20 protein-coding genes are annotated in these 23,533 nt (G+C 69.6%); 10 read left to right on the top strand and 10 right to left on the bottom strand.

Annotated features, from left to right (window positions below; all coding sequences use genetic code 11):
• Positions 1-257: 257 nt before the first annotated feature.
• The gene (locus E3O42_RS06705) at positions 258-572 is read left to right on the top strand and encodes a DUF6457 domain-containing protein (protein WP_134453196.1); all 315 of its coding nucleotides are present in this window, start codon (positions 258-260) and stop codon (positions 570-572) included.
• Positions 573-626: 54 nt separating this feature from the next.
• Here E3O42_RS06705 and E3O42_RS06700 read toward each other — a convergent pair whose 3' ends face one another.
• The 6 genes from E3O42_RS06700 to nirD form a co-directional block, all read right to left on the bottom strand.
• Complete coding sequence (locus tag E3O42_RS06700; protein ID WP_134453195.1) at positions 627-2,990, bottom strand: FdhF/YdeP family oxidoreductase; 2,364 nt, start codon at positions 2,988-2,990, stop codon at positions 627-629.
• Between the two features lie 131 nt (positions 2,991-3,121).
• The gene (locus E3O42_RS06695; RefSeq protein ID WP_134453194.1) at positions 3,122-4,870 is read right to left on the bottom strand and encodes an FAD-dependent oxidoreductase; all 1,749 of its coding nucleotides are present in this window, start codon (positions 4,868-4,870) and stop codon (positions 3,122-3,124) included.
• The gene (locus tag E3O42_RS06690) at positions 4,863-7,031 is read right to left on the bottom strand and encodes a molybdopterin oxidoreductase family protein (protein ID WP_134453193.1); all 2,169 of its coding nucleotides are present in this window, start codon (positions 7,029-7,031) and stop codon (positions 4,863-4,865) included. Before E3O42_RS06690 ends, E3O42_RS06695 begins: the two co-directional genes overlap by 8 nt.
• 148 nt (positions 7,032-7,179) lie before the next feature.
• Positions 7,180-8,619, bottom strand: a complete 1,440-nt coding sequence (locus E3O42_RS06685) for an MFS transporter (protein WP_134453192.1) — start codon at positions 8,617-8,619, stop codon at positions 7,180-7,182.
• Positions 8,620-8,831: 212 nt separating this feature from the next.
• The gene (locus tag E3O42_RS06680) at positions 8,832-9,626 is read right to left on the bottom strand and encodes a sirohydrochlorin chelatase (protein ID WP_134453191.1); all 795 of its coding nucleotides are present in this window, start codon (positions 9,624-9,626) and stop codon (positions 8,832-8,834) included.
• A complete protein-coding gene (nirD, locus tag E3O42_RS06675; RefSeq protein WP_420897867.1) occupies positions 9,623-10,093 on the bottom strand; it encodes a nitrite reductase small subunit NirD in 471 nt (156 codons plus the stop codon). The genes E3O42_RS06680 and nirD overlap by 4 nt, the downstream gene beginning before the upstream one ends.
• Before the next feature lie 251 nt (positions 10,094-10,344).
• Here nirD and nirB point away from each other — a divergent pair, with 251 nt between their 5' ends.
• The 3 genes from nirB to E3O42_RS06660 are packed head-to-tail and all read left to right on the top strand — an operon-like array spanning position 10,345 to position 15,495.
• A complete protein-coding gene (nirB, locus tag E3O42_RS06670; RefSeq protein WP_134453189.1) occupies positions 10,345-13,227 on the top strand; it encodes a nitrite reductase large subunit NirB in 2,883 nt (960 codons plus the stop codon).
• 4 nt (positions 13,228-13,231) lie between these two features.
• Positions 13,232-14,332, top strand: a complete 1,101-nt coding sequence (gene cobA / locus E3O42_RS06665) for a uroporphyrinogen-III C-methyltransferase (protein WP_134453188.1) — start codon at positions 13,232-13,234, stop codon at positions 14,330-14,332.
• Between the two features lie 8 nt (positions 14,333-14,340).
• A complete protein-coding gene (locus E3O42_RS06660; RefSeq protein ID WP_338144933.1) occupies positions 14,341-15,495 on the top strand; it encodes a uroporphyrinogen-III synthase in 1,155 nt (384 codons plus the stop codon).
• 169 nt (positions 15,496-15,664) lie between these two features.
• Here the strand turns inward: E3O42_RS06660 and E3O42_RS06655 are convergent, their stop codons facing one another.
• Positions 15,665-16,543, bottom strand: a complete 879-nt coding sequence (locus E3O42_RS06655) for an LLM class flavin-dependent oxidoreductase (RefSeq protein ID WP_134453186.1) — start codon at positions 16,541-16,543, stop codon at positions 15,665-15,667.
• A gap of 142 nt (positions 16,544-16,685) precedes the next feature.
• Here E3O42_RS06655 and E3O42_RS06650 point away from each other — a divergent pair, with 142 nt between their 5' ends.
• The 5 genes from E3O42_RS06650 (at position 16,686) to E3O42_RS06630 (ending at position 20,742) form a co-directional block, all read left to right on the top strand.
• Positions 16,686-17,447 (top strand): SDR family NAD(P)-dependent oxidoreductase, encoded by a 762-nt coding sequence (locus E3O42_RS06650; RefSeq protein ID WP_134453185.1) that lies wholly within the window; start codon positions 16,686-16,688, stop codon positions 17,445-17,447.
• Between the two features lie 85 nt (positions 17,448-17,532).
• Complete coding sequence (locus E3O42_RS06645) at positions 17,533-18,702, top strand: M4 family metallopeptidase (RefSeq protein ID WP_134453184.1); 1,170 nt, start codon at positions 17,533-17,535, stop codon at positions 18,700-18,702.
• 91 nt (positions 18,703-18,793) lie between these two features.
• Positions 18,794-19,060 (top strand): protealysin inhibitor emfourin, encoded by a 267-nt coding sequence (locus E3O42_RS06640; protein WP_134453183.1) that lies wholly within the window; start codon positions 18,794-18,796, stop codon positions 19,058-19,060.
• Between the two features lie 109 nt (positions 19,061-19,169).
• Positions 19,170-20,252 (top strand): hypothetical protein, encoded by a 1,083-nt coding sequence (locus E3O42_RS06635; protein WP_134453182.1) that lies wholly within the window; start codon positions 19,170-19,172, stop codon positions 20,250-20,252.
• Between the two features lie 64 nt (positions 20,253-20,316).
• Entirely contained in the window at positions 20,317-20,742 is a 426-nt protein-coding gene (locus E3O42_RS06630) for a pyridoxamine 5'-phosphate oxidase family protein (protein ID WP_134453181.1), read from the top strand.
• A gap of 29 nt (positions 20,743-20,771) precedes the next feature.
• On the opposite strand, the gene E3O42_RS06625 is transcribed toward E3O42_RS06630, so the two are convergent.
• Positions 20,772-21,212, bottom strand: a complete 441-nt coding sequence (locus E3O42_RS06625) for a hypothetical protein (RefSeq protein ID WP_134453180.1) — start codon at positions 21,210-21,212, stop codon at positions 20,772-20,774.
• An 87-nt stretch (positions 21,213-21,299) separates the two neighbouring features.
• Here E3O42_RS06625 and E3O42_RS06620 point away from each other — a divergent pair, with 87 nt between their 5' ends.
• Complete coding sequence (locus tag E3O42_RS06620) at positions 21,300-21,551, top strand: DUF167 domain-containing protein (RefSeq protein WP_134453179.1); 252 nt, start codon at positions 21,300-21,302, stop codon at positions 21,549-21,551.
• Here E3O42_RS06620 and E3O42_RS06615 read toward each other — a convergent pair.
• Together E3O42_RS06615 and E3O42_RS06610 are read right to left on the bottom strand one after the other, a co-directional pair.
• The gene (locus E3O42_RS06615; RefSeq protein ID WP_134453178.1) at positions 21,544-21,915 is read right to left on the bottom strand and encodes an FKBP-type peptidyl-prolyl cis-trans isomerase; all 372 of its coding nucleotides are present in this window, start codon (positions 21,913-21,915) and stop codon (positions 21,544-21,546) included. The two genes, E3O42_RS06620 and E3O42_RS06615, sit on opposite strands and share 8 nt — an antisense overlap.
• Before the next feature lie 195 nt (positions 21,916-22,110).
• A complete protein-coding gene (locus E3O42_RS06610) occupies positions 22,111-23,334 on the bottom strand; it encodes a PrsW family intramembrane metalloprotease (RefSeq protein WP_166787913.1) in 1,224 nt (407 codons plus the stop codon).
• Between the last annotated feature and the right edge of the window lie 199 nt (positions 23,335-23,533).

Here is a 23,533-nt window from a genome sequence, read left to right as displayed (position 1 = left end):
GACCCGGGTCATCCGGGTCGGCCGGGAACTGCTCTGCTGGGCTGCTCATACCTTGATAATCGCACCGACCACCGACACTCCAGCCCCAGCAAAACCAGGTGTGGAAAGGTCTCTGACCAGCCGCTTGTGGAGGGGTGGCCGACGCGAAACCGACCCCAGACGGCCCGGACGGCGCACGTCAGAACGATTGCCGTGCCGGCGGCACGGTGGTATTCCTGAAGCGCACGTTCCCTGCCGCACCGGCCCGAAGGAGACCCATGAACGCCCCCGAAAACGACACAAGCCGGCTGGACGACCTGAGTCGACGTCTGACCCAGGCACTGCAAATTCTCGACCTGGAGGTTGACTATCCGTTGCTTCTTGGCCTGGCCGCCGAGACCACCCGCGCCGCCGGTCCTGCCGGTGGACCGATCAGCACTTTCCTGGTGGGATACGCGGCCGGCATGACGAGCACCTCGGGTAAACAAGCCGCCACCGACGCCGTTGAGCGCGCCGTCGGGGTGGCGAAGCAGGCTGCCCGGAAGACCGGTGACGGCGGCATCGACGACGGCTGGGCCAACACCGCCCAGTAACCGCACATCCAGAAGATGCTCGCGCGGCAACCGCCATCCAAAAACCGAATGTCCCTAGGTGGTCAGCAGCTCTTCCACGGCGTGCGCCGGCGCCAATCGCACAATCACGGCTTTCGACACCGGCGTATTGCTGCCCTCCGCTACGTGGTCGAGCGGCACGAGCACGTTGGCCTCCGGGTAGTACGCCGCCGCACAACCCCGGGCTGTGGGGTAGGCCACGGCACGGAACCCGCGCAGCACCCGCTCGACGCCGTCGTCGTACACCCCATGGACATCCACCAGCTGCTCATCGGCCAGGCCGAACTCGACGAGGTCATTGGGGTTGACGAACACCACATGCCGGCCCTTCTTGATGCCACGGTACCGATCGTCGTGCCCGTAGATGGTGGTGTTGAACTGGTCGTGTGAACGCAGGCTTTGCAAGATCAGGGTGCCCTCGGGCCGGTCCAGGTACTCGAGGTCGTTGACGGTGAGCATGGCCTTGCCGGTGGGGGTGGGGAAGGTGCGGGAGTCCCGTGGCCCGTTCGGCAGCAGGAAGCCGCCCTCCTGCCGGATCTTGGCGTTGTAGCCGTCGCATCCGGCGACGACGTGGGAGATGTGTTCGCGGATGAGGTCGTAGTCACGCTCGAATCCCACCCAGTCCACCGCCACCTTCGTGCCGAGCACGGCCCGGGCGAGGCGGCTCACGATGGCGACCTCCGACAGCAGGTTCGGCGCGACCGGGCGCACCTTGCCCCAGGACGGATGCACGGCACAGACGGTGTCTTCCACCGACACGAACTGCTCCCCGGTGGCCTGCCGGTCGATCTCGGTGCGCCCCATGGTCGGCAGGATCAGCGCCTCGTCGCCCACCACGGCATGGGACCGGTTGAGCTTGGTGGAGACCTGCACCGTCATCTCGGCGCCGAGCATCGCGGCCTCGGCAGCCTGGGTGTCGCTGATGGCGCCGACCAGGTTGCCGCCGAGTGCCATGAAGACCTTGATCTGACCGTCTCGCAGTCCCCTGATGGTGGCGACGGCGTCCACTCCGTGCTCCCGGGGTGGGTTGAAGCCGAACTCCCGTTCGAGGGCGTCGAGGAACGCCGGCGGCATCTGCTCCCAGATGCCCATGGTGCGGTCACCCTGCACGTTGCTGTGCCCGCGGATCGGCGACGCACCCGCACCGGGTTTGCCGATGTTGCCGCGCAGCAGCAGCAGGTTGATGATCTCCTTGATCGTCACGACGCCCTTTTTGTGCTGGGTGAGCCCCATCGCCCAGGTGATGATCACCTTCTCGGCGCGAAGGTACCGGGCGGCGAGCTCATCGATTTCGGCGGCGCGCAGGCCGGTGGCGTCGAGCACGGCCTTCTCGTCCACCTGGGCGAGATGCGCGGTGAGCTCCTCCAGACCCTGGCAGTGCTCGCGGAGGAATTCGTGGTCGAGCACCGTGCCCGGGTTCGCGGCCTCCGCGGCAAGCACGCGCTTGGACACCGCCTGCAGCAGGGCCATGTCGCCGCCGAGCCGCACCTGCACGAACTGGTCGGCCATTTCGGTGCCGTGACCGATGATGCCCTTGACCTTCTGCGGGTTCTTGTATCGTCTGAGGCCGGCCTCAGGCAGCGGATTGACCGCGACGATCTCGGCGCCGTTCTCCTTCGCTTCCTCCAGTGCCGTCAGCATCCGGGGATGGTTGGTGCCCGGATTCTGACCCATCACGATAATGAGGTCGGCCTTGGCGAAGTCGTCGTAGGTGATGGTGGCCTTGCCGATGCCGATCGTCTGGCCCATCGCCCAGCCGGACGACTCGTGGCACATATTGGAGCAGTCGGGCAGGTTGTTGGTTCCGAAGGCGCGCACGAAGAGTTGGTACGCGAAAGCGGCCTCGTTCGAGGTGCGGCCGCTGGTGTAGAACGCGGCCTGGTCGGGCGAGTCCAGGCCGTTGAGCTTGTCGGCGAGCACTCGGAACGCCTCGGCCCAGCTCACCGGCCGGTAGTAGTCGTCACCGGCGGCCTTGTAGACGGGTTCGGTCAACCGGCCCTGCATACCCAGCCAGTATTCCGAGCGGCCCTGCAGGTCGCTGACCGGATGCTCGGCCCACCACGATGTGCTGATGGTGATGGGCGTGGCCTCCCAGGTGACGGCCTTGGCGCCGTTCTCGCAGAACTCGAAGGTCTTGCGGTGAGTAGGGTCTGGCCAGGCGCAGCTCATGCAGTCGAAGCCGTCCCGTTGGTTCATCGCCAGCAGGGTCTTGCGGCTGCGGCTGACGCCCATTCGCTCCAGCGCCGGGATGGTGGAGTGCAACACCCCTGGCACGCCCGCCACCCAGGACTTGGGCGAGCCGACCTCGATCGTGGACTCCCCCGCCTCGTCGGTGTCGTCCAGGTGGACCGGGCTCTTCTCACGCGCCGCCGGGTTGGTGGTCACTTTCTTGGGGGTCATCCTGGGCATCCCTTTCGCCGGCCGGGGCCAGCCGGCGCTGTCGCGCCTTGGCCCGGAAAACAGTGGAGTTACCCCCTCAGGGCTATCAGCATCGCCGGCCGATGGCAAGGGCACAGGAGCTCACAGCGCCCTCAGACCACGGTTTGCGCCGCGAAACGCTCCAGCACCTCCCCGATCCGGCCCTTGCAACCGCCGCAGCCGGTTCCGGCGCGGGTGGCCGTGCCTATGCAGGCCACCGTGTCGTTGCCGGCCTGCGCCGAGGCGGTGATCGCCTCGACGGTGACACCGTTGCACCAACAGACCGTGGACTCCGGCGCGAAGGCGTCGCCCGCGGTGGCCGGGTCGTAGTCGGGGCCGTCGAACCGCAGCAGCACCGACCGGTCGGCGGGCAGTTCGCTGCCGCGCTCGAACAGCAGGGTGAGCTCGGCACCGGTGCGGGGCATGCCCACGCAGACGAAACCGGTGAGGATGCCGCCGCGGGTGACCATCTTGACGTAACGGCCGTGCTCGGGGTCGGCCCACTGGGATACCCCCAGCCGGCCCGGCGCACCGGTGGCACAGCCGTGCGCGTGAGCGTCGGCATCGGCCAGAGCCGCATCGAACGGGTCGGCCGTGGTGTCGCCGGCGGCGACCACGTCGATGCCCTCGGCCTTGAGCATCACGACGGATGCGCCGGGCTCGGCCGCGGTCGCCGGCACGGTGACCCCGGCTGCGGCGGCCTCGGCTGCGGCAGGCCCGGCTGCTGCGCGCACGCCCGCCCTGAGCTCGGCGGTGAACCGGGCCGCCAGGCTGTCAGCCTGCCGCCAGCCCGGCCCGATCAGGCCGGACGGCCCGCCGGCCGGCGCCATCCTCGTGCCGATCCAGGCTGCACCGAGGTCGGCGTCGGCGGGACGGGCGGACACGTGTGCGCAGTCGCCGATGGCGTGCACGGACGCATCCGCCCAGCTCTGCAGCGACTCGTCGACCAGGATGCCCGTCGACACGGGCAACCCGGCCAGGTGGGCGAGTTCGGTGCGGGCACCCACTCCACAGGAGAGCAGCAGCAGGTCGCCGCTGATCTGCTTGCCGTCGGCGCAGATGAGCGCCTCGAAGCGTTCCACGCCGTCGTCGTCGTGGTGGAACAAGACGCTCTCGGCCCTGGCGTGGTTGACCATGGTGACCCCGGCCAGGCGGGCGCTCGTGGTGAGCACCGAGCCGCCGCCGCGGTCGAGGTTGCGGTTCATCGGGATCTCGCCGTGATAGACCACGCACACCTCGGCGCCGGCCGCCGCGGCGGCGAGCGCGATCTCCATGCCGAGCACCCCCGCGCCGAGCACCACGATGCGCCGGCCGGCCTGCACGGCCGCCAACACCGTGGCGGCATCGGCGAGGTCGCGGAGCGCGCTGACCCCGCGAGGCAGCGGCGCGGCGGCGGAGTCGAGGCCACCGGCATCCGCACCGGGCTTCATCAGGCCGCGCCGCACCCGCTTGACGCCGTCGAGGGTGGGCACATTGGCGCGAGCACCGGTGGCCAACACCAGCCTGTCGTACGGCACCGAGGTGCCGTCGCCGAGCGAGACCGTGCGGATGGTGCGGTTCACCGAGGTCACGGTGGTGCCGGTGAGGATGCGCACGCCGGCGGCCCGGGCCCGGCTGCCGTCGGTGAGGTCGAGGGTGTCACGGTCGGTGCGCCCCACGGCGTAGTCGGCCAGGAGCACCCGGTTGTACGCGTGCACCTCTTCGGCTCCGACGACGGTGAGCTCGGCCAGGCCGGCCTCGACCAGAGGCAGGAGCTCGTCGACGAACCGGGCCCCGACCGGTCCGTAGCCCACGACGACGATGCGTTCGGGGGCGGCCGGTCCGGTGGCGCCGGGCAGTTCGGCAGAAGCGTGGTCAGGCATCCGCCATCACCCTCTCGTGGTCGGGAGCCGACAGGCCGGGCGCATCGATCGCCCGCACCCGCACGGCGGTGCGCTTGAACTCGGGCATGCCGGAGATCGGGTCGGTGGCGCCGGCGGTGAGCAGGTTGGCCCGTTGGTCGGCGGGAAAGTGGAAGGGCAGGAAGACCGTGTCTGGCCGGATGTCGGCGCTCAGCTGCGCGCGGCACCGCACGATGCCGCGCTCGTTGGCCAGTTCGACCCAGCCGCCGTCGACCACACCCAGGCTCGCGGCGGTGGCCGGGTGCACCTGCATGCGGGCCTCGGGCTGGGCATCCGACAACTCGGCCACCCGCCGGGTCTGGGAGCCGGACTGGTAGTGCTCGAGCAGCCGGCCGGTGATGAGGGTGAGAGCGCCCTCCGTCTGCGCCGGTACCAGAACGGTGCGCGGCGTCACGGCGACGATGCGCGCGCGGCCGTCGTCGTGCGCGAACCGCTCGAGGAAGAGCCGCGGGGTACCGCCTGACCCGGCCGGGTATGGCCAGTAGGCGGGCTCCCCCGCATCGAGCAGTGCATAGTCGAGGCCGGAGTAGTCGGCGATGCCGCCCTCGGAGGCCAGGCAGAGTTCGTCGAAGACGTCGCCGGGTTCGGCGCTGTAAACGCCGGGGGCGTCGAGGCGCCGGGCGAGCTCCTGGAAGATCCACAGCTCGCTGCGCACCCCGGCCGGCGGGTCGATTGCGCGGCGGCGGCGGAGGACCCGGCCCTCGAGCGAGGTCATGGTGCCCTCCTCCTCGGCCCACTGGGTGACCGGCAGCACCACGTCGGCCAGCGCCGCGGTCTCGGAGAAGAAGAAGTCGCACACCACCAGGAACTCGAGGTTCGCCAAGCCCTGGCGCACCCGGTCGGCGTCGGGCGCCGACACCACGACGTTCGCGCCGTGCACCAGAAGGGTGCGGATGCCGCCGGGCCGGCCGAGCGCGTTCAGCAGTTCCACGGCGGGGATACCCGCACCCGGGATCTGCTCGGGTGTCACACCCCAGACTCCGGCGACGTGGGCGCGGGCGGCGGGATCGGTGATCTTGCGGTAGCCCGGCAGTTGGTCGCATTTCTGGCCGTGTTCCCGGCCGCCCTGCCCGTTGCCCTGGCCGGTGAGGGTGCCGTAACCGGAATGCGTCGTGCCGACGAGACCGAGCACCAGCGCGAGGTTGATCGCCGCCGTGGCGGTGTCGGTGCCGTCGACGTGCTGCTCGACGCCGCGGCCGGTGAGGATGTAGGTGCCCCGGCCGGCGGCGAGCCTGCGCGCGAGGCCCTGCAGCTGCCAGACCGGAACACCGGTGTGCTCCTGCACTCGCTGGGGATACCAGCCGGCCACGCTGAAGCGCAGCTGGTCGAACCCGGTGGTGCGCCGGGACAGGTAGTCGGTGTCGGCGAGGCGTTCGGTGATAACGAGGTGGATGAGCCCCAGCAGCAGCACCAGGTCGGTGCCGGGGGCGGGCTGCACGTGCATGCCGGCGCCGTCATCGGTGAGGCGGGCGGTGGCGGTACGGCGCGGGTCCACGACGATGAGACCGCCGGCCTGCCTGGCACCATCGAGGTGGCCGATGAACGGCGGCATGGTCTGGGCCACATTGGAGCCGAGCATCAGGATGGTGTCGGCCGCGTCGAGGTCCTCGACCCGGAAGGGCAGGCCCCGGTCGAGGCCGAAGGCGCGGTTGCCGGCCGCGGCGGCGCTGGACATGCAGAACCGGCCGTTGTAGTCGATGCGGGAGGAGCCGAGGGCCAGCCGGGTGAACTTGCCCAGCTGGTAGGCCTTCTCGTTGGTGAGACCGCCGCCGCCGAACACCCCCACCGAGTCCGCGCCATGCTCGGCCCGGCCGGCGCGGAGCTTCCCGGCAACGAGGTCGAGTGCGTCGGTCCACGAGATCGGCGCGAAGCTGCCGTCGGCCACCCGGAGCATGGGTTCCCGGATGCGGTCGGCCGAGCCCAGTAGTTCCGCCGCGGTCCAGCCCTTCTTGCACAGACCGCCGCGGTTGGTGGGGAAGGCCCGGCCGGCGATGGTGACCGGAAGGCTGACGGCATCCGCGGGCCGGGCCGGGCCGGCGGGCGCGGCGTTGGCGAGTGCGGCGTTGGCGACTGCGGTGTTGGCGACTGCGGTGTTGGCGACTGCGGTGGGCGTGAGCGTCATCGCGCACTGCAGTGCGCAGTACGGGCAGTGCGTGTCGACGGGGTTCACGGTGGTGCCTTTCGGGATAGCGGTGCTGCTGGGCGAGCATCCGCTGATCGAGCTTGTCGAGATCCGGTGATGGGTCAGGGCAAGCTCGACCAGCGAATCACTAGATGCGGTGGCCGGCCACCGATGAGCCGCGGCGGAGGTAGACGAACGCGGTGACGGCCATCATGACCAGGTAGGCGCCGGCGAAGGCGTAGATCGCGCTGGAGTAGTCACCGGTGGAGGTCTTCGAGAAACCGAGCACCTGCGGGATGATGAAGCCGCCGTAGGCGCCGATCGCGGAGATCAGGCCGAGAGCCGCCGCGGTCTTCCGCTGCGTGTTGACGTCGCCGGAGTTCTTGTGGGCGTCCTTCACCCCGCTCTTGGCGGCGAAAACACTGGGGATCATGCGGTAGGTCGAGCCGTTGCCGACGCCGGTGGCCACGAAGATCATCAGGAATGTCACCAGGAATAGCCAGAAGTTGCCCAGCGGAAGCACCAGGTTCACCAGCACGGCCCCGACGGCCATGACCGCGAAGGCGCAGACCGTGACGAGGGCGCCGCCGAACCTGTCGGCCAGGCGGCCACCGAACGGGCGGGCCAGGGAGCCGGTGAGGGCGCCGAGGAACGCGAGTGACAGTGATGCCGAGACCACGTGGAAGGTGGAGAACTCCGGGAACTGGTCGGCGATGAGCTTGGGAAAGACGCTGGCGAAGCCGATGAAGGAGCCGAAGGTGCCTATGTACAAGAACGCGAGGATCCAGAGGTGCGGTTCCTTGACTGCGGCGATCGAGCCGGCGAAGTCGGCCTTGGCGCTGGAGAGGTTGTCCATGTACTTCCAGGCGCCGAACATGGCGAGCAGGATGAACGGTACCCAGAAGAAGCCGGCCAACGGCAGGTTCAGCGTGCCGAGGGCGCCAAGCGTGATGACGATCGGCACGACCAGCTGGGCCACGGCGGCACCGAGGTTGCCACCGGCGGCGTTCAGGCCGAGCGCCCAGCCCTTCTGGCTCTGCGGGTAGAAGTAGGTGATGTTCGACATGGAGCTGGCGAAGTTGCCGCCGCCGAGGCCGGCGAGCGCGGCGATGAGCAGCATCACCGGGAACGGGGTCTCGGGGTTGCCCACCGCGAAGCCGAGCGCGATCGACGGGATAAGCAGCAGGCCGGCGGAGATGATGGTCCAGTTGCGGCCACCGAACTTGGGTACCAGGAAGGTGTAGGGGAAGCGCAGGGTGGCGCCGACCAGGCTCGGGATCGAGATGAGCCAGAAGATCTGGCCGGTGTCGAAGGTGAAGCCAGCGTTCGGCAGCTGCACCACCACGATGCTCCAGAGCTGCCAGACCACGAAGCCGAGGAACTCGGCGAAGATCGACCACTTGAGGTTGCGGGAGGCGATGGCCTTGCCGCCGCCGGCCCACTGTTCGGGGTTCTCGGCGTTCCAGTTGTCGATCCACCGGCCCGGGCGGTGCACCAGTTCGGCGGATGCGGCGGACGCCGCGGTAGAGGTACCGCTCCGTGCATTCGTGGTGAGCGTGGATGGTGGGGCACTGGTGGTCGGGGTCATCAGGTTCTCCTCAAGAATGTGGTGCCGGGGGTGCTGCCCTGGCTGCGTGTCTTCGACGCTACGCAGCCGGTGTTTCGGCGAAACGCTGGCCCAGTAACCTTCTGGTCACCGTGTTCTCACCCCCGGCGAGCGCCACTGATAGGCCGCCGTTACACGACGGACACATGAGCGCTGATGGGCGCCCCACGCCTGATCGAGCCCGTCGACGCAGGTCAGGCACGGGAGCTGAGCGACCAGGGCAGGCCAGTCAGGGCCAGCTCGAGTCGAGCGATGGACGAGTACAGGTCGATGACCACATCCACCAGTTCCCGCGGCGGCTCCTGGCCGTCCACCAGCAGGGGGCGGCTCACGGCATCCGCCCCGCAATTCTCGGCCAGGCCGGCGAAGTAGCCGGGGGCGAGCAGGTAGGTGGCCACGACTACCCGGCCGGGCGCGCCGGCGCGGGCGGCGCGCACGGCGTCGGCCAGGCGCGGCCGGGCGGCCGAGATGAACCCGACGGTCACGGCACGGCCGAGGACCGCGGCGAGCTGGCCGCCCGCGGTGTGGCAGTCGGCGACGGCGCCGGCATCGGTGGAGCCCGCCGCGGCAAGCACCACAGTGTCGTTGGGCTCGAGGCCGATCTCGTGCAGCCGGTCGGCCAGGATGCGGGCCAGCCGGGGGTCGGGTCCGAGAGCCCCGGTGACCCGCACGGGCTGCACGGCTGCGGCGGCGGCCTCGGCCAGGTCGACGCGCACGTGGTACCCGGCCGAGAGCAGCAGGGGAACGATCACGACGGGGCGGTCGGCTCCGTCGGCGTCGGCGGGAGCACGGTCGGCGTGGCCGGACCCGGTGGCGATGGCGCGGAGGCAGGTCGGCACATCCGGGCTCTGCACGTCGACGTACCCGCCTCGCACGGCGAGGTGCGGTGCCGCGGCGGCAACCGCGTCGACCAGGGCCAGGACGGCGCGCTGGCCTGCGGGGTCGCTGGTACCGTGGGAGGTCGCGAGCAACACCGGGGCGTCCGTCATGCTGCGGCGAACTCCGCGGTCTCGGCCCGCTCGTCGGCCAGGCTCTGTGCGCTCGTGCGCACCTGGATCTGCACGGTCCCGTGATCGACGCGCACCGGGAAGGTGCGCAGGCTGTAGTCGGCGGAGGTGAAGCACTCCCCGGTTTCGAGGTCATAGACCTGCTTGTGCAACGGGGAGGCCAGGGTGGGCCGGTCCCCACGCGAACCGACGATGCCGCGGCTCATCACGAAGGAGCCCGTGGCCGGGTCCTGGTTGGAGACCGCGAACAGGTGCCCGTCGGGAAGCAGCACGAGGGCCACCTGCTCGCCGTCGATCAGCGCGGCCTCCGCCCACAGCGGTTCGAGTCGGTCGAGGTCGCACACATTGGCCCAGTCCACGCAGTGGCCGGCAGAGTCGTGGCCAGCTGTGTCGTGGCCAGCAGAGTCGTGGCCAGCAGAGTCGTGCGGGTGGGTGGGCGTTGTCTGCACGGGGTCCTCCAGTGGTTCTGCGGGCGAATGGTGGGGCGGCTGTTCACGGCGATTGGGTGAGGCCTGCCATCCACGGTAGGCAGGCCTCGTGTCGGCCATCGTGCGGGGCCGTGACGATCGCGTAACGAAGACCTCTCACTGCGCCCAAAACGACGTGAGGAGCCCGTCACACTCCGTTACCCGGGCGACACCGTCGGGAAATCGCCGAAATTTAGGCTGACTGAACAGCTCACCACTCGGAAGGCACTCCCATGGACCACGTCACCCCCGCCGCGGCCGGCCCCGTCGAAGGCCTCGGCACGCCCCGACGCGTCGTGGTGATCGGCGGCGGCCCCGCCGCGCACCGGTTCACCGAGGCCATGGCCGCCCGTGCCACCGCATCCGGCAACACCTCCGCCGCCGGAACCCTCGCCCACACCGTGACGGTGTTCGGCGAGGAGCCGCACCTGCCATACGACAGGGTGGCGCTGTCCCGCCGCCTCGTCGATTCCGAAGACCTCACCCTCGGCGACACCACCCTGTGGGACGCCGAGGCGATCAGCTACCGCGGCGGCAGCACCGTCGTGGACCTCGACACCACGGCCAAGGCGATCACCCTCGCCGACGGCGAACGGGTGCCGTACGACGACCTCGTCTTCGCCACCGGCTCCGCCGCCACGCGCCCGCCCATCCCCGGTGCAGAGGCCGGCCACGTGTACCGCACCCTCGAAGACGTCGACTTCCTCGTCGGCGAGATCGCCCGGCTGCGGGAACGGCTGGGACGTCCGGCCAACGTCGTCGTCGTCGGTGGTGGGTTGCTCGGCCTTGAGGCCGCCGGCGGTCTGGCCAGGCTCGGCGCCGCATCCACCCTGGTGCACTCGGGCACCTGGCTGATGTCCGCCCAGCTCGACGAGGGCGCCGGCCAGGCGCTCGGCCGGCTGATCGGCGCGCAGGGCATCACCCTGGCGCTCGGCACCCGGCCCACCGAGATCCTGCGCTCCCCCACTGGCCGGGTCCTCGGTGTCTCGCTCACCAACGGCTCCCAGCTGCACGCCGACCTCGTGGTCTTCTCTATCGGCATCACCCCCCGCGACGAACTCGCCCGCGCCGCGGGCCTGGAGCTCGGCCCGCGCGGCGGCATCGTCATCGGCGACGACTGCCGCACCTCGGCGGACGGCATCTGGGCCATAGGCGAGGTCGCCAGCATCAATGGTGTCTGCGTGGGCCTGGTCGCCCCGGCCAACGCCATGGCCGAGGTCACCGCCGACCGGCTGCACGGCGGCGAAGCCGTCTTCCCCGGCATCGATGACGCCACCAAGCTCAAGCTCTCCGGGGTGGAGGTCGCCAGCTTCGGCGACGCGCTGGGCCGCACCGAGCACTCCCTCGAGGTGGTCTACGCCGACCCGGCCCGCGGCCTGTACCAAAAGATCGTCGTCACCGGCGACGCCAAGACCCTGCTCGGCGGCATCTTCGTCGGCGACGCCTCGCCGTTCCTGTCGCTGCGCCCGCTGCTCGGCCGCGAACTGCCCGCGGAGCCCGGCGCCTACCTCTCCGCCGCCGGCGCCGAACCGCCCGCGAACAGCGACCTGCCCGACGACGTGCAGCTCTGCTCCTGCAACAACGTGTCCGTCGGCGCGGTCCGCGCGGCCGTCCGCGGCGACCACGGCGAGGCCTGCACCGAGCTCGGCCCGCTCAAAACCTGCACCCGAGCCGGCACCCAATGCGGCTCCTGCGTCCCCCTGGTGAAGAAGATCCTCGAGACCGAGCTGCGCAAGGCCGGCGTCGAGGTCTCCAAGGCCCTGTGCGAGCACATCGCGTTCAGCCGCAGCGAACTGTTCGAGAGCGTACGAATCCTGCAGCTCACCTCGTTCGACGACATCATGGAACGCTTCGGCACCGGCCTCGGCTGCGACATCTGCAAGCCGGTGATCGCGTCGATCCTGGCCTCCCAGACCAACGGCTACGTGCTGGATGCCGGCCGGGGCGGCCTGCAGGACACCAACGACCGTGCGCTGGCGAACATGCAGAAGGACGGCAGCTACTCGGTGGTGCCGCGCATCCCCGGCGGCGAGATCACCCCGGCCAAGCTCAAGGTGATCGCCGAGGTCGCCGAGCAGTACAACCTCTACACGAAGATCACCGGCGGCCAGCGCATCGACCTGTTCGGCGCCCGGCTCGAGCAGCTGCCCGAGATCTGGACGATCCTGGTCGACGCCGGCTTCGAATCCGGCCAGGCGTACGGCAAGTCGCTGCGCACCGTGAAGAGCTGCGTCGGCAGCACCTGGTGCCGGTTCGGCGTGCAGGACGCCGTCTCGATGGCCATCCAGCTGGAGCTGCGGTACCGGGGGCTGCGGTCGCCGCACAAGTTCAAGCTCGGCGTCTCCGGCTGCGCCCGCGAGTGCGCAGAGGCCCGCGGCAAGGACATCGGCATTATCGCCACCGATGCGGGCTGGAACCTGTACGTGGGCGGCAACGGCGGCTACCAGCCGGCGCACGCGCAACTGCTCGCCCAGGACCTCGACGACGACACCCTGATCGCCTACATCGACCGGTACCTGATGTACTACATCCGCACCGGCGACCGGTTGCAGCGCACCGCGCGCTGGCAGGAAGAGCTGCCCGGCGGGCTCGAGCACGTGCGCGAGGTGGTCGTGAACGACAGCCTGGGCCTGGCTGCCGAGCTCGAACTGGCGATGGCCGCGCACGTGGGCAGCTACGAGGACGAGTGGGCGGCGACACTGAAGGACCCGGAGCGGCTGCGCCGGTTCCGTTCCTTCGTGAACGCGCCGACCACCCCCGACCCGGCAATCGTGCAGATTCTCGAGCGCGGCCAGCCGCGCCCGGCCTGGCCCGGCGAGCGCGCGGCGCACGCGGATGCGGCACTGGCGGATGCGGCGCAAACCGTCACGGTGCAGACCGGCACAGTGCAGACCGGCACGGCGCAGACCGGCACAGTGCAGACCGGCACGGCGCAGACCGGCAGGGATTACTTCGGTGTCAGCGTCAACGAGCCCGACGACAGCGCCCCGGCCACGGGCCCGGTGCTGCTCTCCGGCGTCAGGATCCCCCTGCGGCCGGCCGACCGGAATGACACCGGGCGGAATGACACCGGGCGACACACAACCGCTCAGGCCGCGCGAGAAGAAGGAGAATAGGACCATGCCGAATCCGTCCCTCGACATCGGTCTCAATGTGACCGGTCGCCGCGTGCTCATCATCGGCGGTAGCCGCCCCGCGCGCCGGGTCATCGCCCGGTACTGTGCCGCCGGAGCCGTGCTCTACCTCGCCGCAGACACCTACGAGGTGCCGAACCCTCTGGTACGCGCCGTGGCCTGGCCACACTCGCCGAGCGCCTGGCGCGACCTGGTCTCGGCCGTGGACCTCGTCGTGGCCGTCGACCTGCCCGCGCACGACGACCCGCTGCTCGTCGCCGCCTGCGCCGAGAAAGCCGTCTGGCTCACCCGCGAGGCGGCCGCCCCGGTTTCCCGGCCCGGCCACGTCACCCTCGTCGGCGGCGGGCCCGGCGACGGCGACCTGCTCACCGTCGCCGCGCTCACAGCGCTGCGTGGCGCCGACATCGTCTACTACGACAGGCTCGGCCCGCACGACAGGCTCGACGAGTGGGCGCGCGGCGCCGAACTGGTGAACGTGGGCAAGCATCCGGGCCACCACGCCGTACCGCAGGCCGAGATCGAGCAGCTGCTCGTGACCAGCGCCCGCGCCGGCCTCACCGTCGTGCGCCTCAAGGGCGGCGACCCGTTCGTGTTCGGCCGAGGCGGCGAGGAAATGGCCGCCTGCCGCGCCGCCGGCGTACCGGTCACCGTGATCTCCGGCGTCACCAGCGCCATCGCCGTGCCGGCGCTGGCGGGCATCCCGGTCACCCACCGCGAGGTCTCCCGCATGTTCACGGTGCTCAGCGGCCACGTGCCGCTCAGCGAAGAGGAACTGGCCCATCTGGTGGGCCTGGGCGGCACCATCGTGGTGCTGATGGGCGTGGGCACATTGCCGCACCTGACCAGCGGCCTGGCCCGGCACGGTATGCGTACCGATATGCCCATCGCCATCATCGAGCGTGGCTTCTCCGAGCAACAGCGCACCACCGTCGCCGACATCGAAACTGTGGTGAAAGTCGCCGGCGAAGTCGGCGCCCGCTCCCCCGCCGTGCTCGTGATCGGCGAGGTCGTGCGGCTGGCCCAGCGCGACGACGCTGCAGCCGTTGAAGTGCTCGCAAACGCCGCTACACTCTCAGGCCAGAGGTAACCTCAGCCATCAGAACCATCGGAGACACCGTTAACGACATCGGATTAGAAGCGGGGCTGCCCGGCTTCCGACCGGACCAGCTTGAGGGCTTCCGGATCGGAGTCACCTCCGACCGCCGAAGCGAAGACCTGATCGCCGCGTTCGAACGACGCGGCGCCGACGTTCTACATGCCCCCGCCATCCGCATCGCGGCCGCTGCCGACGACTCGCAGATCACCGCCGACACCGCCACGATCATCGCCAGGCGGCCGGACATCCTGCTGGCGACCACGTCGTACGGCATCCGTCGCTGGCTCGAAGCGGCGGATGCGGCCGGGCTGGGCCACGCCCTCACCACGACCCTCGAGAACAGCCGCATCTTCGTGCGCGGGCCCAAGGCTCGCGGCGCCATCCGCGCCGCCGACCTGGACGACTCCGGCATGAGCGACGAGGAAACCACCAGCTCGCTTGTGGACAAGGTGCTCGGCGAAGGCGCCGCCGGGCTGACGGTGGCCGTGCAGCTGCACGGGTTCACCGACGAGTCCCAGATCCAGCGCCTGCAAGACGCCGGCGCCACGGTGCTCACTGTCGCGCCGTACCGGTGGCTGCTGCCCGACGACTCCAGCCGGGTCCTCAAACTCATCGACGCGGTCTGCACTGGGTCGCTGGACGCGGTCACCTTCACCAGCGCACCCGCTGTCGATGCGCTCTTCGGCGCGGCGGATGGCGTCGGCCGGCTCGACGCTCTGCAGGAGGCCCTGCGCGGACCGGTCGTGGCCGCCGCGGTCGGGCATGTCACCGCCGCCCCCCTGATTGCCGCCGGCATCTCCCCGATCGTGCCAGAACGATTCCGCATGGGTGCGCTGATCAAACTGGTCTGTGATTACCTCGCCGACGAACGTGTTCTGCGCCTGGACAGCCGGCTCGGACCGGTGGAACTCCGCGGACGGCGAGTGTCGATAGCCGGAGCATCCGCGCTGCTGCCGCCGACGTCGCTCACCATTCTGCGCGCCCTGCTCGCGGCACGGGGGTCAGTGCTCTCCCGCTCCGATCTGACGGCGGCGCTTCCTGAGATCCAGGACGACCACGCCGTCGACGTGGCCATCAGCCGGCTGCGCCAGGCCCTGCCGGTGCCCGCGCTGGTCGCCACGGTGATCAAGCGCGGCTACCGCATCGACGTCTAACCCGGTAACGCCCGACGAGACGACAGTTACGGCCGGTCCCGGCGCCCGGCGACTGGCCCCAACTGACCACTCGCGAGCTCTCGACCCGATGAGACGACAGTTACGGCCGGTCCCGGTGCCCGCGACGGGCCCCAACTGACCGCTCGCGTCCTCCTGACCCACCCTGCGGTCAGGCCAAGCGGGCGGCGACCTCGTCGAGGACCGACTCCGAACCGGCATAGATGCCATCGGGGCGGGGCCAGTGGCTGATCACATCGGTGAAGCCGAGCTCGGCGGCACGGCCGACGGCGTCATCGAAGGCGCCGACACTCTGCAGCGAGTACGCCCCGCCGCTGTCCAGCGAGAGGTAACGGTCAAGCGTGCCCGGCTCCCTACCTGCCGCGGAGAGGGTGTCTTCCAGCCGGCGCACCAGGGTCGTCACCGCGCTCCACCATTCCTCCCCCACGGCGCCGTCGGCGCCCGTGGTCACCCAGCCCGCCGCGTGCTCGGCCACGAGCTTGAGGCCCTTCGGGCCGTTGGCCGCGATCACGAACGGAACCCGGGGGTGCTGGGCCGGCCGGCCCACCATGCGGGCGTCCACCGCGGAGAACCAGTCTCCGGAGAAGCTGAAGCCACCGGCTCCGGGCTGCTCATGACGCAGCAGCAGGTCGAGGTCGGTGACGAATTCGGCGAACCTCTCGTGCCGCTGCCTTGGCGTGTAGGCCGGTTGCCCGAGCACGAATGCGTCAAAACCCGTTCCGCCCGATCCCACACCGAGCAGCATCCGCCCACCGGAGATGTCGTCGACGGTGGCGATCTCCTTGGCGAACGGCACCGGATGCCGAAAATTCGGTGAGGCGACGAAGGTGCCCATCCGGATTCGGTCGGTGACCGCCGCGGCTGCCGCCAACGTGGGGATGGTGGCCTGCCACGGCTGATCGGCGAGGCTGCGCCAGGACAGGTGGTCGTAGGTCCAGGCGTGATCGAAGCCGTATTGCTCGGCAGCCTGCCATTTCCGGCGGGCCTGGGGCCACTCGAACTGGGGCAGGATGACGATTCCATGGCGCATACCCGCAGTCTACAAAACCGGCTGGGCGCCGCACCGGCAGGAGCCCGCATCCGCCTCTCCCGCGCCGGGGCGGCCAGACGGTGCTATGACTGGTGCGGCGGCGCCGCGCCGCACCCGAGGAAATCTGCGAAGGAGCACTCCGATGGACACTGCCGTGACCCCGGGCCGGTTCGCCGGCCAGACCGCCATCGTCACCGGAGCCGGCTCCGGGATCGGGAAGGCGACGGCCGTGCGACTCGCCCAGGAGGGCGCCAAGGTAATCGCCGGCGACGTGGTTCCCGCCCGCCTGCAGGAGCTCCTCGACCAGTTCAGCGACCTTGACATCGTCACCGTCGACGGCGACATCAGCCACGAGGACACCACCACCAGGCTGGTCGCAGCGGCGAACGGCCGCATCGACGTTCTCGCCAACGTCGCGGGCATCATGGACGGCTTCCTGCCGATCGCCGAGGTCGACGACGCCACCTGGGAGCGCGTCTTCGGCATCAACGTCACGGGCATGATGCGCCTCATCCGCGGCGCCCTGCCGGTCATGGTGGCCGGCGGCGGCGGGGCGATCGTCAACGTCACGTCGGAGGCGGGCCTGCGCGGCGGCGCGGCCGGGGTCGCGTACACGGCGTCCAAGCACGCCGTGATCGGTTTGACGCGCAACACCTCCGTCATGTACTCGGCCCAGCGCATCCGGTGCAACGCTGTCGCGCCCGGCGGGGTGCAGACCAACATCGAGGCCCCGATGCTCTCTCCCCTGGCCGGGTCGGTGCTCGGCCCGGTGTTCCAGCATGTGTTGCCGCCGGTGGCCACCTCGGAGCAGCTCGCCGCTGCCATCACCTGGCTCGCCAGCGCTGACTCGGCCAACGTGACCGGCATCGTCCTGGCGTCGGACGGCGGCTGGTCGGCGATGTGACGACTCGCCGAACCACTGGTACTGGCACGTTAGTCGTCGGCAGGAGAGGGGTGCGGATGTCGGACGGTGCTGGCAGACTCTCCGCATGACAGGAACAGACCAGACTCAGAGCCCCGTCCCGTTCCCCGTGCTTCCGCACAGCCATCCGCACGGCCATCCGCACGGCCGTGGCCAATTCACCCAGCCCTTTCGTTGCAGCGTCGTACCGCCCTACCTCCTCGAGCACCTGGCCGCGGTCGATGACCCGCGCTTCGAGGCGGCGGCCGAGGCCGCCAGGCGATCCTTGCGCGTCGACGACCCCATCCGCAGCCTGCGTTTTGAGCGCCGCACCAGCGCCCTGCCCACGCTGCCCGTGCAGGCCGTGCCCGGCATCACCGCCCGCACCATCAGCGACGCCGGTCAGCTGCAGCGGCTGCCCGGCCGCACCGTGCGCACCGAAGGCCATCCCCCGGTCGCCGACGAGGCGGTCAACGAGGCCTACACCGGGCTCGGCGACACCCATGGCCTGTTCTGGAGCCGCTACCAGCGCGACTCCATCGACGGCCGCGGCCTGCCGCTGGACGCCACGGTGCACTACGGGCGGAACTACGACAACGCCTTCTGGGACGGCGAGCGCATGGTGTTCGGTGACGGCGACGGCGAGGTCTTCAACAGGTTCACGATCTCGTTGAGCGTGATCGCGCACGAGCTCACCCACGGTGTCACCCAGTACAGCGCAAACCTCGCCTACCAGGGCCAGTCCGGGGCGCTCAACGAATCGGTTTCGGATGTGTTCGGCGCCCTCGTCGAGCAGTACGCCGCCGGCCAGGACACCCAGTCTGCGAGCTGGTTGATCGGCGCCGGGCTCTTCACCGACCAGGTGCAGGGCCAGGCGTTGCGGTCGATGAAAGCTCCGGGCACCGCCTACGACGACGATGTACTCGGCGCCGATCCGCAGCCGGCATCGATGGACGGCTACATCGAAACCGAGGACGACTACGGCGGAGTGCACCTCAATTCGGGCATCCCGAATCGGGCTTTCTACCTGGTCGCCGAGGCACTCGGCGGCAACGCGTGGGAGGCGCCGGGGCAGATTTGGTACGACACGCTCACCGGGCCCAACCTCACCGCGAACGCCGACTTCGCGGCTTTCGCCGCGGCGACCGCCACGGCCGCGACCACCCGCTACGGAGTGGGCTCCGCCGAGCACGACGCGGTTCTCGCGGGGTGGGACGGAGTGGGCCTGGCGTTCGATCCGCTGCTCGCGGCCTCCTGACGGGGCGGTGACCGTTCGGTGTTCACTGGCAAGCTACCTCCGATCATGCCAACATCCCCGATCGTTACCCGGCCGGACGTACCATGGGGCCATGAAGGTCGTCGTCTCACGCAGCGGAGGCATCGCTGGGCTCCGGGTCACCTGGGACGTGCAGGTCGACGAGCAACCGGATGCCGCGTCGTGGATGCGCCTCCTCGAGGAACTGCCCTGGGACGAGGCCGAAGACATCGCACCGATGCCGGACCGCTACGTGTACCGCATCCGGTGCGCACCGCACGAAGTGGTGCTCGCCGAACCGCAGGTGCACGGCGCCTGGAAAGACCTGATCGACAGGGTCCGCGCGGCGAGCGAGCGCTGACCCTGGACCATTCGAATCGCGCCGTTGGAACCCTGTGATAACGGTCGCTCAGCGATACTGATAACGTGACTCAAAGTGGGGTCACGTGGCCCCATCTAGGGGGTCCATCATGGCTACGGCATATTCGTTCGATTCATCAGTTCCTGGCGTCGGCGGCACCGCCGATTTCCCGTCCCGGGCCGCCCGGCCGGACATCGGACGGGCCGGCGCCGTCCTGCGTCGGGGCCTCGCCGTCACGTTCGGCCTGGTCGTTGCCGCAGCCGCAATCCTCGGCACCGCGCAGGCACCCGCATCGGCAGCTCCGGTGCCGGGCACGGTCAACCAATGCAACTACATCCAGAACGGCGGCGGCAACGAAATTGCCTGCGACGTGACCATCACGAACTACCTCGACCTCGACACCGGGCTGTCGCGCTCGGATATCACCGTGCGAACCTGTGAGGGCGCGGTCGGCGAACTGCTCTGCACGGACATACCAGTGAGCTTCCCCACGGCCACCACCGTCGTCGACCAGTGCAACACCTCCGCCAACGGCGGCGGGTCGATCGCCACCTGCAACGTGACCGTGGTGAACAACATCATCGGAGATGCCACCACCTCCCCCGCGACCGTAGACCAGTGCAACGGCTCGGGTGCGGAAGGACCTGAACCCCGGCTGAACTGCAGTCCGGTGTCCGCGACGACCTCTGCCACCATCACGCAGTGCAATGCCTCCGCCAACGGCGGCGGGGCCGCCTTCCGCGTCACCTGCACCGTCGATCCTTCCACGGTCAGCGCGGCGCTGCCCGTGACCATCCGTCAGTGCAACGATTCCGTGAACGGCGGCGGCTCCACGCTCACGTGCACCGCCTCGATCACGCACCGAATCCTGCCGGCGGGAACCGTCGTTCCCACCCCGACACAGCCCCCCGTCTCCACCGACACGCCGACGACCGCATCAGCCGTGCCCAACCGGTCGGCTACCGCAGCGAACCCGTTGATCCCCATCGCCAGTGGCGGTGGCGGCAGGGGCGCCGGCTATGCCACCGAACTGGCCGAGACCGGCACGGAAGCACTGCCGGTGTTCCTGGTCGCCGCCGGTGCGCTGCTGATGGGTGGAATCCTCCTCACCGTGATGCTGGTGCGTCGCCGCACCGCCCAGGTTCAGGCCACCTCCGACTCGTCCGAACTGGCCTCCGGACCCCGGCTGTAGGGCAACACGCCGCGGTCCACTCGGGCGTGCTCGCCGAGTGGACTGCAAAGTGGGACGATGAGGTATGGACAACAACGACCTTGATCCCGTTCGCTTTCTCAGCGAGGACGAGTGCTGGGAGTTGCTGCTGTCCTCAAGCTTCGGCCGTCTCGCCGCAGCCGTCGCGGACGACATCGAGATCTTTCCGCTCAACTTCGTCGCGGCCGACAAGCGCCTCCTGTTTCGCACCGCCGAGGGAACCAAGCTTCTCGCCCTCACGGTCAACAACAAGGTGGCACTGGAGACCGACGCCATCGGGCGCGGCGACGCCTGGAGCGTCGTAGTGAAGGGCATCGCCCGGGTTCTCGATACCCAGGCCGAGATCGAAGCCGCCAACGCGCTTCCGCTTCGACCGCTCGTTCCCACGCTCAAGTACATCTGGGTGGAGATCTCTCCCACCGAGCTGAGCGGGCGACGGTTCGCCCTGGAACCGGAACCGGAACGGTATTAGCCGGAGCGGAATCAGCCGGAGCGGCTGAGCTAGTCGCTGGCCACTGCCGGAGCGACCCGGCCCTCGCCGGAGAGCCCGATGAGCATCAGCACCGCAAGGCCGTAGGCATCCGCCACGGTAGCCGCCTCGAACACCTCGTCGACGCCACGCACGTGCACGCTCACCCGGTATCGGTCGTCGCCGAGCCTGTACAGGGCGCGAAATGTGCCGCGCAGGAGCCCGCGCATCTGGTCTTCCCGCGGCAGCCACAGGGCGTCTTCGAGCGCGAGCGAATCAAGGGCCCACTCCGTCGTTCCGTTGAAACCGAGGATGGTGCCGGTGTCGAACTCATGCGCCTCGATGGTCATCTCACTGACCGTGAAGACCTCGGCGTCGAAGCCTGGTCGTTCGATGCGGAACGAGTCACCGGATGCCGGATGCCAGGCCAATCCGGCCTGCTGCAGGGCGCGAGCACAGTCGATTGAGATCATGTCCCATTATCGGCGCGCGGTACCGTTGAACGCGAGGCCCATTTTGGCACTCACACCGGCCCATCAGGCATAGAAGAATGGCAGGTCATGACCGCATCGACGCAGATGGTGCAGGTTCATGTGAAGCCGGGCAGCCGGAAGGGCCCACTCGTCGAGGCCGACCCGACGACGACCGGCGCGTTCACGGTCTTCCTGCAGCAGAGAGCCGTGGAGGGCTCCGCCAACGACGCCCTGGTGCGCCTGCTGGCCACACATTTCGGGGTGCCCCGGAGCGCCGTGAGCATTCTCCGGGGCCACCACTCACGAATCAAGCAGGTGCGGATCGAACGAGTTAGCTGACGCCGTTCAGATCGATCACGAAGATCAGGGTCTTGCCGGACAGCCGGTGACCGGATCCGGCCGGGCCGTAGGCCAGGTGCGGCGGCACGGTGAGCTTGCGTCGCCCGCCCACCTTCATGCCGGGGATGCCCTGCTGCCAGCCGGCGATGAGGGAGCCCAGCGGGAAGTTGATCGACTGGCCACGGTTCCAGGACGAGTCGAATTCGTCGCCGGTGTCGTATTCGACACCGAGGTAGTGCACGTCGACGGTGGCGCCGGCGGTGGCCTCGGCCCCGTCACCTACCACGATGTCGACGATGTCGAGCTGTTCGGGCGCGGGGCCCTCCGGGAAGTCGAGTTCGGGCTTGGAGTTCAAATCAGTCATAAGACCATCCAATCGGATTCCGGGTCCCGACGCACGCCCGAAAATTCCCCCTTGCGCGAACGTCGCAGCCAGGTGCACTCTTATTGCATAGAAACTCGCCGCACCGGGAGAGTTGTCGGCAGTGCCACACCACCGGGCGGCGAGTTTTCTTTGCCAGGGCAGGTCAGCACCCGAGCAGGTCAGCACCCGATCAGGTCAGTCGATGACCGCGGCGCGGTCGCTCATCAGCAGGCCCAGCAGCCGGGCCTCCTCCACCTGGTCGGGGGTCCCACCCGCACGCGCCGCAGCGCCTCCGCGCCGGGACGGGTGCAGTTGAGCGTTCACCAGGCGTTGCCGCACCGAAGCCAAGCGGGTGGCATCAAGAATGAAGCGGTTCATGGCGAGGCGCCGCTCCTGCGGTTGGCCATGGGCCCAGGCCCGCGCCTGGCGACGGCCACGGGGAGTGGCCAGCATCGCCACCTCGGCCGGGGTGAACCAGCCCACCGCGGCGTAGTCGCCGAGCCGTTGCACCGTCAGCGCCTCCTCCTTACGCCGCAGCATGACCACCACCAGGATCGCGCCGAGAAACATCGGCACCTGCACGAGGAAGTAGTAGCCCACCAGGGAGGCGTCGTCGGTGAGGAAGAAGAACGCCCCGTTCCACACCGCGTGCAGCAGAACCGCAGCGGCCAGGCCGATGAAGACGGCGCCGAGGTAACTGGACCCGCTCGCGCGCCGGGCGGCTAAGCCGATGGCCAGGCCGGTGCAGGCGGTGAACAGCACGTGCGCGAACGGGGAGATCACCCCGCGCAACAGGAAGGTCACACCGAGGTCGCCGAGCCCGCCGTCGAGCATCGCCACACCGAAGTACTGGATGTTCTCCGAGAACGCGAAGCCGGCGGCGATCATTGCCGCATAGACGACTCCGTCAATCGGACCGTTGAACTGGCCGCGGATCACCCAGAACAGCAGCAGGATGCCGAAGCCTTTCGCCGACTCCTCCACGAGCGGCGCCTGGATGGCGGCGGCCGTGAAGTCGCCCGCCGGTCGGGCCACGCCACTGGTCGCGACGACGATCTGCACGCCGAGGTCGAATACCAGCGCCGTCACAATCGAGACACCGGCACCCCAGAGGAAGGCGAACCAGAGGGCCGGCCGGGGTTCCGGCTCCCACCGGTCGATCCAGCGCACCGCCAGCACCACCAGGGTGAGCGGCACGAGCGCCAGCAGCAGGCAGACCAGCAGGGCGCCCGGACCAAGGAAGGTCGAGAGGTAAACGAGAACCAGCAGCAGCGCGAGCGCGGCGACCACGATGCCGATGCTGGCCCACACAATCGTGCTCAGGTTCGTGCGCCGCACCGGCGAACTCCACACCGGCGTCTGAATGGGGGTGTCCTGCCGCGGCACGGCGAGCGGTCGGCCGGTCGGGTCGAGGGTCATGCCCGCCAGTTTACGGGGACCGGACCGGTTCGAACCGGGGAGTTTCCTCTCTCGATCCGGCCCAGACGGCGGTGTCCGATTCCCGCTACCCGTCGGGCGGTGCGCGTGCCAGTCTTGAGGGGTGACAACCTCGACCAGCTCCCCCGATGCAGCGATCCCCCCGACCCGCTCCCACCGGTCCGGCCCGGTCGGCGCGTCG

It is taken from the genome of Cryobacterium adonitolivorans, from assembly GCF_004402695.1.
GTDB lineage: Bacteria > Actinomycetota > Actinomycetes > Actinomycetales > Microbacteriaceae > Cryobacterium > Cryobacterium adonitolivorans.
This window is presented reverse-complemented; position numbering and strand designations above follow the sequence as displayed.